Source organism: Pseudanabaena sp. 'Roaring Creek', from assembly GCF_001402795.1.
GTDB lineage: Bacteria > Cyanobacteriota > Cyanobacteriia > Pseudanabaenales > Pseudanabaenaceae > Pseudanabaena.
In genome coordinates, this window is the sequence record NZ_LIRE01000114.1 from 1 (window position 1) to 14,126 (window position 14,126).

The 14,126-nt window shown below is 45.8% G+C and carries 10 protein-coding genes; 7 read left to right on the top strand and 3 right to left on the bottom strand.

The window, feature by feature from the left end:
- Positions 1 to 73: 73 nt before the first annotated feature.
- Positions 74 to 1,612 (bottom strand): benzoate-CoA ligase family protein, encoded by a 1,539-nt coding sequence (locus AC805_RS03800; RefSeq protein ID WP_055074178.1) that lies wholly within the window; start codon positions 1,610 to 1,612, stop codon positions 74 to 76.
- A 1-nt stretch (position 1,613) separates the two neighbouring features.
- A complete protein-coding gene (locus AC805_RS03805; protein WP_197278621.1) occupies positions 1,614 to 1,877 on the bottom strand; it encodes an acyl carrier protein in 264 nt (87 codons plus the stop codon).
- Positions 1,878 to 2,429: 552 nt separating this feature from the next.
- On the opposite strand from AC805_RS03805, the gene AC805_RS03810 reads away from it, so the two are divergent.
- Positions 2,430 to 3,197: a thioesterase II family protein gene (locus tag AC805_RS03810; protein WP_055074179.1), complete on the top strand. Its 768-nt coding sequence runs from the start codon at positions 2,430 to 2,432 to the stop codon at positions 3,195 to 3,197.
- 239 nt (positions 3,198 to 3,436) lie between these two features.
- The gene (locus AC805_RS03815; RefSeq protein ID WP_055074180.1) at positions 3,437 to 3,874 is read left to right on the top strand and encodes a hypothetical protein; all 438 of its coding nucleotides are present in this window, start codon (positions 3,437 to 3,439) and stop codon (positions 3,872 to 3,874) included.
- 47 nt (positions 3,875 to 3,921) lie between these two features.
- On the opposite strand, the gene AC805_RS03820 is transcribed toward AC805_RS03815, so the two are convergent.
- Positions 3,922 to 6,486 (bottom strand): TonB-dependent receptor, encoded by a 2,565-nt coding sequence (locus AC805_RS03820; protein ID WP_231662420.1) that lies wholly within the window; start codon positions 6,484 to 6,486, stop codon positions 3,922 to 3,924.
- Between the two features lie 601 nt (positions 6,487 to 7,087).
- Between AC805_RS03820 and AC805_RS03825 the strand changes: the two genes are divergently transcribed.
- From AC805_RS03825 to ppsA, 5 genes are all read left to right on the top strand, one after another.
- Positions 7,088 to 8,140 carry an iron ABC transporter permease gene (locus AC805_RS03825; RefSeq protein WP_197278622.1) on the top strand — a complete coding sequence of 351 codons (1,053 nt, stop codon included), beginning with the start codon at positions 7,088 to 7,090 and terminating at the stop codon, positions 8,138 to 8,140.
- Positions 8,137 to 9,174, top strand: coding sequence for an iron ABC transporter permease (locus AC805_RS03830; protein ID WP_055074182.1), 1,038 nt, complete (start codon positions 8,137 to 8,139; stop codon positions 9,172 to 9,174). The genes AC805_RS03825 and AC805_RS03830 overlap by 4 nt, the downstream gene beginning before the upstream one ends.
- The gene (locus AC805_RS03835) at positions 9,174 to 9,986 is read left to right on the top strand and encodes an ABC transporter ATP-binding protein (protein WP_055074183.1); all 813 of its coding nucleotides are present in this window, start codon (positions 9,174 to 9,176) and stop codon (positions 9,984 to 9,986) included. Before AC805_RS03830 ends, AC805_RS03835 begins: the two co-directional genes overlap by 1 nt.
- A gap of 16 nt (positions 9,987 to 10,002) precedes the next feature.
- Complete coding sequence (locus tag AC805_RS03840) at positions 10,003 to 11,043, top strand: iron-siderophore ABC transporter substrate-binding protein (protein WP_055074184.1); 1,041 nt, start codon at positions 10,003 to 10,005, stop codon at positions 11,041 to 11,043.
- 528 nt (positions 11,044 to 11,571) lie between these two features.
- Entirely contained in the window at positions 11,572 to 14,004 is a 2,433-nt protein-coding gene (ppsA, locus tag AC805_RS03845) for a phosphoenolpyruvate synthase (RefSeq protein ID WP_055074185.1), read from the top strand.
- Positions 14,005 to 14,126: the final 122 nt, after the last annotated feature.

A 14,126-nucleotide genomic window follows, 5' to 3' on the forward strand; every position in this document is an offset into this window, starting at 1 on the left:
GGTGGGAATAATTTTAGAATTTTAGGATTAGGGTAATGGGCGTGAAGTCCCACCAATCCCAATCCATAGCAAATCAACAAGCCTGTTTGAGCAATGCTTGACGATGAATTTTGCCCGTGGATGTCCGTGGTAAGGTATCGAGAAAATGGATCGTCTTGGGAGCCTTAAAGTGGGGTAATTGCGATTTCACCATTTGCCGAAGATGGTTTTCCAGATCCTTATTGGGAGAACATCCCGATTTCAGGCTGATATAAGCAATCACTTGCGTTAGAGCATCATCATGATCGGATGGCAAAACTGCTGCATCGAGAACGGTCTCATGCTGAAGTAAAATATCCTCCACTTCAAAGGGCGATACCCACATACCATTGACCTTAAAGAAATCATCATTACGTCCCATAAATCGGAAGTAACCATCCGCATCTCTGATGTACTTATCGCCAGTACGCATGGTCGTTCCATGCAAAGCTTTGCGCGTCGCTGTCAAACGATTCCAATATCCGAGCATGAGACTCTCCCCAGATACTTGGAGATTACCGATTTCACCATCGGGAGTAGGAACACCCTGATCATCAACAATCTGCACCTCGTAGCCAGCGACTGGATAGCCAGAAGTACCCGAACGACATTGATGCGGTCTATTGGATAGAAAAACATGCAGCAGCTCGGTCGTACCGATGCCTTCGCAAATTTCGATCCCGTAACGCTCTCGCCACTTCAGCCAAATTGTTTGCGGCAATTGCTCGGCAGCGGAGAGACAGAGCCTTAAGGACGCTGAATTGAGAGGAGCGATTTCATGAACCGAGAGAATCCCCGCATAAATCCCTGGAATTCCGAATAGAACCGTGGGTTGGTAGGTTTGGATATCCTCAATAATATCAAACGCATTCGCCGCATCGGTAAGAACGGCGGCGGCTCCCACCGACATGGGCATATATAGGGTATTGCCCAAACCGTAGGCAAAAGGCATTTTGGCAACGGAATAAATTACATCATCTTCTTGTAAATCAAGAACATCTTTTCCGTAGCGCTCAGCACAGACCACCATACTTTGATGTAGGTGAATTACTCCCTTCGGTCGTCCTGTACTGCCAGATGTGTAAAGCCAGAAGGCAGGTTCTTCGCGATTCGTTTTCTCCCAAGGGATAAATTCTTCCTGTTGGCTTAATTGCGAAATCAACGATATATCGCCATCGGTTTGGATAATATGCTTTAAGTATGGAGACTCAATCGGAGCGAGATTTGTTTGCCATGCTTGATTGGTCAGTAAGACTTTGGCGCGACAGTCTTGCAGAATGTAGTGAATATCGTCTGCGGTGCAAGCTGTGTTGATTGGTACGGGCACTGCACCGAGCCAAATTGCTCCCCAGAAGGCAAATACAAATTCTGGTGTATCGGGTAAAAGAATCGCAATACGGTTTTCGCGTTCTAACCCCAATTCATGCAAAAATCCAGCCATGCGCCGCACCCAAAGGTTTACCTGTGCATAGGTATAGGATTGCTCTTGGTAGTAAAAAGCGACTCTTTCACTACGGCGATCGGTTAAATTGATTTCGAGAAAATGGGCTGCCACATTAAAAATGCTAGGCAGTTGTGCAGAAATGCTTTCCATCTTAATTTACTTTAGCAGTAACGTTTGCGGTTAATGATTCCTGTGCATTGGCAATGCGACAAATTTCTGCCAAGGTCATGTCATAGCGATTCCCTAGCTTCAGTTCGATCGCAAGTCGGCGCTTCAATTCAAGGGATAGCTTGATGGTCTCAACGGAGTCCAACCCCAAATCTGCATACAGTAAGGTTTCTGCATGAAGTGATTCTTGGGGAATACCTAAATCCACCAAGATGGCTTTGATTGTATCTATTACTTCTATCTCCAAGTAGTTCTCTCTTGTTTTATGTAACTCTTTTGATGTAAGTAGCTAGGCATAATTAAAAACCAAAACCAGAGAGTATACCGCCCGCGTAGCGGGCGGTATACTCTTCTGGGTTTTAAGTTTACTTATGCCTAGCTACTTAACTCTTTTGATGTGACTCTTTTGATGTGACTCTTTTGATGTAAGTAGTTCAGCATAATTAAAAACCAAAACCAGAGAGCGTTCTGTCCGCTACGCTAGCGGTATGCTTTGGGGATTGCACCTATGCTGAACTGCGCAATCATAGGGTAGTAATGATTTTGGGGTGATCAAGAGTCTTGCTCCGCGATGCTCATCATCATTTTTGAGAACTACCACGATTTTGATGCTAAGGCTCTTCCGCAAAGATGGGCTAAATAACGCCAAACACAGCATTATTTAGTATTACTTGCTTGCTTATTAACTACTTAGTGTATATTAGCTATTGAGAATAACTATTAATAAGATGTAAATAGCTTATTACATTAGCTTGACTTTTGGCAAGCAGAATCTACAGTTCGGAGAATTAGCACAATTGTGATCGAGACAAAAAACTTAGACCGCTGGTTAACCAGTCCTTTTGCCAATACTAAGGCAGCTTTACGACTATTTTGCTTTCCCTATGCAGGGGGCGGATCGTTGAGTTTTCGTAACTGGGCAAAGGATCTGCCCTCAACCGTCGAAATTTGCCCAATTGAATTGCCAGGTAGGGGGGTTAGGCTCCACGAACCTGCATTTACCAGACTAGAGCCCCTCGTGCAAGCGATCGCTGAGGCACTTACGCCCTACCTAGATCGACCTTTTAGCTTCTTTGGTCACAGCATGGGAGCCTTACTGAGTTTTGAATTAGCGAGATTTCTGCGCCGAAATAATCAGTTATTGCCAGCACATCTCTTCGTGTCGGGGCGCAGATCGCCGCAAATTCCCAGTAGCAATTCTCCTACCTATGATTTACCCGAACCAGATTTTTTATTAGAGCTGCGTCGCCTCAATGGTACGCCCGCCGAAGTTCTAGATAATGCCGAATTAATGCAACTGCTATTGCCGACCCTACGCGCCGATCTGGCGGTGGTGGAAACCAGTATTTATCAAAAAGATGTCCCCCTAGATTGCCCCATAACTGCCTTTGGTGGTTATGAGGATTCTGAGGCGAGTATCGATATGCTCCTAGCATGGCGGGAGCAAACCAATGCTGCTTTTGCATTACATATGTTGCAGGGGGATCATTTTTTCTTGCATTCAGCGCGATCGCCATTGCTAGAGTTACTGTCCCAAGATCTGCTCCAAGTTGTTAGCCGTTTATAAAAAGCCATCTTAAGCATCATTAAGGGTCTAAATTTAGAGATAATCTTATCAAGAAAATTATTAGGATAAATTAGCAATAATATTTGCGTTAAGCATATTTACGCTAAGCATATTTACGTTAAGCCTTCCGCAATCTATCGCAGGCTTAGAAACAAAAATATTCCGTTCGATTATCCCGTTCGATTATCCCGTTCGATTATCCCATTCGCAATCATTTCGCTAGAGGACTTGCTGATTTTATGATTACCATTGACGAAGACAAATATCCCCTTGTATCCGTAAATTTTGGCAGAAAAACAACCTTAGAAGGTACGAAGAAGTATCTCTCCTATTTTGATAAATGGCTATCCCAAGAACAAAAATTCGGGCTAATTCTCAATCAAGCTAATGCTCCACAGGATCTAGCAAAACAGGATTCAGCAAAACAGGATTTAGAACAGATCGAAAACGATCCCGAAGAAATTGAGGCAGTCCATCAATTAACTGTCCATTGGGCAAAGGAGCATAAACCGCAAATCACATTGTTCTGTGTTGGTATTGCACTTGTCGTTGAGGAGCATGAATTAGTCAAAAGGCAAAAAGCTGCTCCTAAAACGATCGCAGGTTTGTTTGGATGTATGGGACAAGTATTCGCAAATCCACTCGCAGCCGAACAGTGGTTGCGAGCGCTTTTGTAAGCAGGATGGTAGGCGCTTCGCGCCTGCCATCCTGCTGTTAATAGCAATTAGAACTGCAAGCCAATCGAAGCTGTCATGGAAAATGGCGCACCTGGAGCAATACCTAACGTGCGTCCAGTGCCACCGACACCACTGATGTAGTTGACATCAAAGATATTATTGAAGTTCAGTCCAAAGCGCCAGCGATCGCGTTTATAGAAAATAGCGGCATTAGTGAGAAAGTAGTCGCCAACCTCGTAGGAGTTGGCGAGATCGCCTACGCGATTACCAACATAGTTGACTCCCAAACCAAATCCTAACCCCTGCAAATCGCCATCGGGAATTTGATAAGTTGTCCATAGCCCAAAACTATTGTACGGAGAACCAGGCAAGCGATTACCCACAGGGATATCATTGTCCTCGGTCACTCGCGCATTGGTGTAAGCATAGAAACCCGTAATATTCCAATTGGGGGCAATCTCGCCAGAGATATCAAGTTCAATCCCTTGACTGCGCTGTTTTCCCGTCGCCACATAATATAGACTCAGAGGCGATGCCGAAGTCGCTACATTTTGCTTGGTGATGTCGAAGTAGGACAGGGTAGCAAACAGTTTTTTGCTTAACTCCGCTTTAACACCAAATTCGTAACCTTGAGCCTTTTCTGGTTCTAGAAAATTGCCATTCACATCCTGTCCTGTGTTAGGACTGAAGGATTGAGAATAATTAGCAAACAGAGATACTGATTCGGTCGGCTTATAAAGTAGACCCAAGCGAGGACTCCAAGCATTATCATACCGACTCTTCCCATTGGAGGGATTGGTATTACTGACTCCATCAAAGCGAATTCCCGCAATGACGCTAAACTGATCGCTAAGAGCGATTTGATCTTGCAGGAAAACCCCTGTCCGACTGATGTCAGCATCGCTGTACCCTGTGGCTATCTGAGAGATATTGTCGAAATTTGGTCGAGAAAATAGCCCATAGGTTGGACTATAGACATTCAGAGGCAGTAATTTACTAAAATCAATTTTCGTAAGGACATCCTTGAATTTACTCCAATTAAGATCGACTCCCGCCAGCAAGGTATGCTTGAGCGAGCCTGTATCGAACTTCCCAACCACATTGGTTTGGAGTGAATAGTCATTAACTTCAAATTCCCGTTTTCCATATACTCTGATTAGAGTTCCCGACGCTTCATTAAATGCAGCGGGCAGAGTCGTCAAAAGTTGCTGAGTTTGGTTGGTATAGCGAAAAGCATTGCGTAATGTCCAATTATCATCAAACTGATGCTCAAAGTTATAGCCGATGCTCAGGCTTTTAGAGTTATTCGTATCATCCCGTTCGCCGAAGATCCGCTCGCGGGGCACATTGACTACGCCCTTCCCATAGGCAAGCAGTCCGACATCATAGGGAGAGCGATCGTTCAAATACTCTAGAGAAAAGGCGAGACTAGTGCGATCGCTAATTTTCCATTTCACGACGGGAGCAATAAAAAATCGCTCCGAAGTAGTCGAGAAGTCACGAAATCCATCTGATCGCTGATAGGCTGCATTGAGGCGATAGAGCAAGTTGCCATTGGTATCTAAGGGACCTGAGAAATCGATACTGGGGCGAATTAGTCCGAAACTACCGACTTGAAATTGTAGATCGTAAAAGGGCTTAGATAGAGGCTGCTTCGTCACTAAATTAATGATCCCGCCAGGTCCATTCTGTCCGTATAGAACTGAAGCAGGTCCTTTAAGCACTTCAATTTGTTCGAGGTTGGCCGTTTCCTGTGCGCCGAGGTTGTAGTAGCTGCGAAACCCATCCCGTAAAATGGGACCATTGGAAAAGCTATCGGTGGTAAATCCGCGAATTGTCAAACTTTGCGAGGAGGCAAATTTTCCCAATTCTCCCGTTACCCCGCTCACATTCCTTAGGGCTTGATCGACGCGAACAATCTGTTGATCTTTCAAGACCTGTTGTGGAACTACTTGAATAGATTGGGGCGTATCAATGATGGCAGTATTCGTACGTGTAGCGGTAGAAGCATTGGGTACGACATAGGCTGGAGGAGCTTCGACTTTGCCCGTTACCTGTACTTCTTCCTCTCCGTCATCGGGCTTTTGGGTGACAGGACTGGGATTACTAAAACTCACTGTCGCTTTAGGTACAGCACTAACGCCAGTAACGATCGCTCGCACATAGCTCGCATTAGCTTGGCTCACCGATACGCTCACAATTCCCTTAGCAGGGTTTTCCACGACAAAGCGATCGCCGCTAGAGAGGGAAAGTTTAGCATTGGGAATATCGAAGTAAACTAATTTACCCGAAGTTTTTGCCACTGGCGCAACGAGGTTGCCTGTCGATGTTTCTAAAATGACTTCAATCCCATCGGCAGTGGGATTGACCTTTACACCCGTAATTTGGACGGCATTGGTAGAAGCTTGAGCGATTAGCGCTGAGGCATTGGTAGAAACTTGGCGCAGATCGCGAACGCTAGAAATTTGTCCGTCAGATTTAGGATTGCGGGAATCTATCTGAGGCACAGTTTCAGGATTAGCGAGAATATCTGCCTGAATAGTTCCTTCTTTGGTGAGATTTTCGGCGGAGACTTCAGCGACATCGAATTTCAATAATTCGGGTGTAGCCATACTAGCGACTGCACAGACCAAGCTGGCAAACAAAACACGATCAGATTTCATTATGATGGTAGGTATCGATTTGATATTGATGATTCAAGGGCAAGTTGGCGCTTGCCCTGTTTTTTATGAATTTTTTATGAATTTTTTGGTTTAGGCAGAAAATTGCCTCAGCCCAGTTGTGTTTGGCGATCGCCATGAATCGGTCTGTTGACTACAGAGTAGGAATTACTAGCAATTAGTTTTTTAGAGATATTTCAATAGGTTAGAAAGACTCAAACCCAATAAAGCTCAATAAAAACCCAATAAAATCCCAATAAAATCCCAATAAAATAGTCTAAAGCTTTTCTAAGGCTGACAAAGTTGCATAAAATAATTTAATATTGGACATACTTATTGCTAGGTAATATCAATAACTACTAAAACTAATAGCAAAAAGCTGAGTTAATTGCAATAAAATATCAATAATAAATCAGAAATTTGTCCGATTGCCGCTGGCAAACTTTAGCAGAAGTTGATCGGAGGTTGATCGATTCTTGCGATTTCTCTACCCAAAAGGCTTCTTTCGCGCTCCGTCTCTTTCTTGTTACAAGGTCATTTACCCAAGCTTTTCATGTTTCACCTGTCACTGTTTAGACCTTTTTTTAGGTTGCCCAAATATTTACGAGCATCTCCCGCGATCGGACTCGGATTAGGGACGATCGCTTTGCTAATTTGCACTATCTACAGCTTGACTCTAGGCAATACCAATATTTCCCTAGAGACTATTTTGAGATCCTTTACCGCTTTTGCAAGCTTTGCTGATAACGATCGTTTCGAGCCACTGATTATCCAAACGGTAAGGCTACCGCGATCGCTAATGGCGATCGCCATTGGGGCAGCTCTGTCCGTATCGGGGGCATTGATGCAGGGCTTAACCCGCAATCCTTTAGCCGAAACTGGCATTTTAGGCATTGGCGCAGGGGGAGCCTTAGCCGTAGTAGGAACCCTATTTGTATTTGGTAACTCTTCATCGGTGGTCTATGCAGGGGCCGCCTTGTTAGGCGCAAGTATCGCAGCGGTGGCAGTCTATGGGCTGGCTTCTTGCGGTGCGGGTGGAGCCACGCCCTTAAATCTGACGATCGCAGGAGCAGCTCTCACCGCATTTATCTCTTCGATTACCACAGCTATTCTCGTCCTCAGCCAACAAACCTTAGAAGAAATTCGATTTTGGTTGGCGGGTTCCTTAGCGGGGAGAGATTTTGATCTGTTTTTACAGGTACTTCCCTTAACGATCCTAGGACTAATCATGGCGCTGTTATTGGGAAAGCAGATTACAACTATGAGCCTCGGGGAGGAAATCGCGACCAGTTTGGGTCAACAAACCTTAGGCGTTAAGCTACTGACTGTAATTAGCGTGGTGTTATTGACGGGAAGCTCTGTGGCGATCGCTGGTCCCATTGGCTTTGTGGGTTTAGTCGTTCCTCACGGAGTGCGCTTTTTTATCAAAACCGATTATCGATGGATTTTGCCCTACTCAGCAATTTTTGGGGCACTTCTTTTATTAACTGCCGATATTGCCGCGCGACTATTGCTCAAACCACAAGAATTGCCTGTAGGGGTTATGACCGCCATTATTGGCGCTCCTATGTTTGTCTATCTCGCGAAATCCAAGGTCAGAAAATGAAGTCATCGCTCGTTGTTCGGAATCCCGTTCTTTCCTTTTCCATCGATCGCCGCTTGCCTGCGATCGCTGCAATCCTGATCGCCCTTAGTTTGGTCGCGATCTTGCTCAATGTGTCGCAGGGGGAATATCCGATTGCGATCGCCGATATTCTCAAAACCCTTTTGGGGCTAGATACGGGCAACCCCCATCATCCCTTTGTCATCCAAACCATGAGATTGCCGCGCACCCTCGTTGCCTTCATGGTGGGCGTTGCTCTTGCCATTTCTGGCACGATTTTTCAAGGCTTAACCCGCAATCCCCTCGCCGATCCCAGCATGATTGGCATCAATGCGGGGGCGAGCCTCGCGGCTGTCAGTACCATCGTCTTATTTCCCGCAGCGCCCTTATATATCTTGCCGATCGCTTCTTTCCTTGGGGCTTTGTTAATGGCGGTGCTGATCTATCGCTTAGCTTGGAATGACGGAAGTTCGCCGATTTTATTGATTTTATTGGGCATTGGGCTATCGGCGATCGCTACGGCTCTGACCAATTTATTAATTATTTTTGGGGCAATTGCCAATGTCAGTCAGGCGATCGTTTGGCTCGCAGGAAGTGTCTACGGTCGGACTTGGCTGCAATTTTGGGCTTTTCTGCCTTGGTGTCTCTGCGGGATTCCCCTTGCTCTGGGCTTATCCCGCCATCTCAACGTCTTGCACTTAGGGGATGATGTCGCCAAGGGATTGGGCACGCGATTGGAATGGCAGCGAGGGCTGCTAGTAATCGTCGCGGTTGCCTTAGGAGGTTCAGCAGTTGCCATCGCAGGAACGATTGGCTTTGTGGGCTTGATTGCTCCCCATATTGGTCGCAAACTTGTGGGGGGAAATCATCAAAATCTTCTACCCATCGCCGCCCTCATCGGTGGGCTATTAGTGACGATCGCCGATTGGTTAGGGCGAACTCTATTTGCACCTACAGAATTACCCTGTGGCACGATTGTGGCGGCGATCGGCGCTCCGTTTTTTCTATCCTTACTCATTCATCATCGCAAACGCTAATGTTGGAACTTTCTACCCAAAATTTATCCCTAGCTTACGAAAAGAAAAATATAATTCAAGACTTGACCTTAACCATTCCTACGGGGAAAGTGACGGCTTTAGTGGGAGCCAATGGTTGCGGCAAATCCACTTTATTAAAAGGATTAGCACGTTTACTTAAACCAACCGATGGAGTGGTGTATCTAGATGGAAAATCGATCGCTCAGCGATCAACCAAATCCGTTGCCCAACAATTAGGATTATTACCACAAAACCCCAGTGCCCCTGAAGGCTTGACCGTAAGAGATCTGGTGGCTCAAGGTCGATATCCCCATCAAACTTGGATGCAACAGTGGTCGATTCAAGATCGCCAATTTGTCCAGCAAGCTTTAGAAATGACTGACCTTGTGGAACTGAGCGATCGCCCTCTGGATACCCTTTCAGGTGGACAGAAACAGAGAGCTTGGATTGCAATGGCACTTGCCCAGAATACGAAAGTTCTCTTACTGGATGAGCCAACCACCTTTCTCGATTTAGCACATCAAATTGAAGTCTTAGATCTGCTGCACTATCTCAATCAACAACAAGAACGCACGATTGTCATGGTGTTGCACGATCTTCATCATGCCTGTCGTTATGCGGATTACATTGTAGCGATCAAAGATGGCAGGATCTTTGCGGAGGGAACACCCCAAGAAGTAATCGTTGAAGACATCGTTCAGGCGGTCTTTAATTTGAAATGTCGCATCTATCCCGATCCGATCGCAGGCACACCGATGTGTATTCCCATCAGCGCCAAGGGAGCAGGAATGCATGGGCGAGTACTACCATAGGTTTAGTTAAGAAAATATGAAACTCATCAATTCGGTGCGATCGATTGCTGTGGCGATCGCGATCATATTGGCGATCGTTGCCTGCCAAGGTCAACCCTACCAGCCAGATACCCGTAATGCTACTGCCGTCTCGCCCCGCAATGACTGCCGTGATGTCGAACATGCGATGGGCGTGACCAAGGTCTGCGGTCAACCCCAGAGAATTGTCGTACTAGGTCCCTATCTGCTCGAGCCGTTACTCGCCCTAGATATGCAGCCCATTGCTTTTGCCGACAATGCCAACTTTCATCAAGGAGACTATACCAATCCTAGCAAACAGATTCCCTATCTGGGAACGAGAATCGCCAACCCCATTGCCAATGTGGGAGTTGCCTATGCTCCTTCCATCGAAGCGATTCTCAAAGTTCAGCCAGACTTGATTTTGGGATTGGATATTAACAACAAGCGTCAATATCCAATTCTATCGAACATTGCCCCGACCATCATTCTTAAATGGACTGATCCAGAGATCAATCTCAAAGAAATCGCTCAAGCGATTAACCGTTCCCCACAAGCCGAGCAGTTAATCGCCAATACGAAACAAGAGATTGCCGCAGCCCGCCAAGCCTTTGAGCCGATCGTCAAAACCGATCCGAAAATGCTATTGCTAATTTCCTCGGAGTTGCGTGAGATGACTTTAGGCACGAAAAGGCATGGGCTTTGCACCGCTCTGCTACAGGATTTAGGGTTTCAACTAGTCTATCCACCAAAACAGGAAGAAGCCCTTGCACCCATTTCCCTAGAGACTTTACCTCAACTCAATCAAGCCGATCGGATTCTCTTACTGGGTAATAACTTCAGTAACCCCAATCAATTCAAACGCGCCAGTAGTTTTGAGGAGTCTCAACTGGCGAACCTGAAGCAAGCTTGGTCAAAAAATGCGATCGCGCAGTCCCTCAAGGCAAGTAAAGCTGGCAAAGTTTACTTTGTGCCTACCTACCTTTGTCTGGGTTTGCCTGGCACTATTGGTACGCATCTATATCTTGACGAACTAAAAAAGCAAATATTAAGTAGCTAGGCATAAGTAAACTTAAAACCGAGAAGAGCATACTGCCCGCTTCGCGGGCGGTATGCTCTCTGGTTTTGGTTTTTAATTATTAGTTAAGCCAATTCATAGAGTTGCCGCCAATTATATCAAAGCCCAAAAGAGTGATGCTGCGTGGAGCGCGGCATCACTCTTTTGGGCTTTGATTTTGTCCTAGCTATCGCTTATACCAATTCCCAAAAGTGTGGCTACACTTTTGGGAATTAAAACCCAAATCTAGTAAGGGTTTTTAAATCACAAAATGGCGTAGCCATTTTGTGATTTGGTATTACGTTGCTATATCAGTAAATAAATGTTCAGTAAATAAATGTAATGTCTGCAAATTTAGTTCTTTAGCAATAGATATAATGTTGTTATCTAGGATCTGGAAAAAACCTAGAATCAGGATTTGAAAACCTCAAAATTAGACTTCAAGATTGGACTTCAAGATTGGGATTTAGGGCTTCATCATCTGTCCGTGAATCGATCTAATCATTAACTTGATTAGGGAGTTGAATCATCATGAATAGCTCAATTTTTACTTCCGAAATATCGAGAAATATTCCGAGGGAACAAGCTTTAATACTTTGGTTTGAAGAAGTAGGAATTACCGATATTCCTCTTGTTGGCGGCAAAAATGCTTCTCTTGGCGAAATGATTCGGCAGCTCAAGCCGAAGGGAGTGAATGTTCCCAATGGATTTGCTACCACTGCTTACGCTTTTCGGTACTTTATCGAAAAGGCTGGACTGGAGACGAAACTACGCGAACTATTTGCCGATCTGAATATTGAGGACATGAGTAACCTGCGCGATCGCGGTCGATTGGCAAGAGCCTTAGTTCTCAGTACCCCTTTACCTGACGATCTGCAAATGGCGATCGCCATATCCTATCAAAAACTCTGTGAATGCTACGAATGTGGCAAGGAAGCCGATGTTGCCGTTCGCTCTAGTGCCACAGCCGAGGACTTGCCCGACGCAAGCTTTGCGGGGCAGCAGGAAACCTATCTCAATGTCTATGGTACAAACGAGGTAGTTGAAGCCTGTCATCGTTGCTTTGCTTCGCTATTTACTGATCGCGCGATTTCCTATCGTACGATTAATGGGTTCGACCATTTTGATATTGCCCTCTCCGTCGGTGTCCAGAAAATGGTACGTTCCGACCTTGCCGCCTCTGGGGTAATGTTCTCCATCGACACCGAAACAGGCTTTAAAAATGCAGCGCTCATCACCGCCGCCTATGGGCTAGGTGAAAATGTCGTGCAGGGTGCAGTCAATCCCGATGAGTATTTTGTTTTCAAACCCACCCTCACACAAGGCTTTCGCCCCATTCTTGAAAAACGTCTTGGCTCCAAGGAAATCAAGATGGTGTACGACCTTGGCGGCAGTAAGCTGACTAAGGATATTCCCGTTCCACTTTCCGAGCGCAGTAAGTTCGCGATTACCGATGACGAAATCCTGCAACTCGCTCAATGGGCTTGTATTATCGAAGATCACTATTCCGCATTGCGTGGCAAATTCTCGCCGATGGATATTGAATGGGCTAAGGATGGTCGCACGGGCGAATTATTTATCGTGCAGGCGCGTCCCGAAACAGTCCAGTCCCAAAAATCGGGCAATATTCTCAAGAATTACAAACTGAGGAGTGGTGGCAATGTTTTGATTGCGGGTCGTGCAGTTGGTGCGGCGATCGGTCAAGGCAAGGCAAATGTAATTCTCGAAGTACATCGGATCGAAGATTTTCAAGCAGGTGAAGTTTTAGTTACCAATAAAACCGATCCTGATTGGGAACCGATCATGAAAAAAGCAAGCGCGATCGTCACCAATCAAGGTGGGCGTACCTGTCATGCCGCAATTATTGCCAGAGAAATGGGCATCCCTGCGATCGTGGGTTGCGGGGATGCCACGGGGATCGTCACGACTGGGCAAGAGGTGACGGTATCCTGTGCCGAGGGCGAAGAAGGTAAGGTTTATGGCGGATTAGTTCCCTTTGAAGTGGTTGAGACTTCTCTCGATGATTTGCCGCAGATTGCCACCAAGATCTTGATGAATGTCGGCAATCCTGAAGAAGCTTTTAGCCTATCTGCGATTCCCTGCGATGGTGTGGGCTTAGCTCGTATGGAATTTATTATCGCCAACCACATCAAAGCCCATCCCCTTGCCTTGATCCATTTCGATACCCTCGAAGACAAATCTGCCAAACGAGCGATCGCGAAACTAACCGCAAGGTATGAATGCAAAACAGATTTCTTTGTAGACAAACTTGCCCAAGGCATCGGTACGATCGCCGCAGCATTTTATCCTAAACCTGTCGTGGTGAGGATGTCCGACTTTAAGAGTAATGAGTATGCCAATCTCCTTGGCGGTCGTGGATTTGAACCCCTCGAAGAAAATCCGATGATCGGCTGGCGTGGTGCATCCCGTTACTACGATCCGAAATATCGCGAAGCCTACGGCTTAGAATGCCAAGCACTGAAGCGCGTTCGCGATGATATGGGGTTAACCAATGTGATTCCCATGATTCCTTTCTGTCGTACGCCTGAAGAGGGACGGAAAGTCCTTGCGGAGATGGCAAAACATGGCTTAAATCGAGGTGAAAATGGACTTGAAGTTTATGTGATGTGCGAAATTCCCAGCAACATCATTCTGGCGGACGAGTTCTCGCAAGTCTTTGATGGCTTCTCGATCGGTTCTAACGACCTAACCCAATTGACGCTCGGCTTAGATCGCGATTCGGCTTTGGTTGCCCATATTTTTGACGAACGGAATGAAGCCGTTAAATCCATGATTCGCAGCGTGATTCAAAAAGCTAAAGCCAATCATCGCAAAATTGGGATCTGCGGTCAGGCTCCCAGCGATTATCCTGAATTTGCGAGATTCCTCGTCGACCAAGGTATTGATTCAATCAGTCTCAACCCTGATTCTGTCCTTAAAACCATATTGGAGTTAGCTAAATAAGCCCCAAATATTAGGTAATACCAAATCACAAAATGGCTACGCCATTTTGTGATTTTAAAATCCTTACTGGGTTTGGTTTTCAATTCCCAAAAGTGTAGCCACACTTTTGGGAATTGGTATAA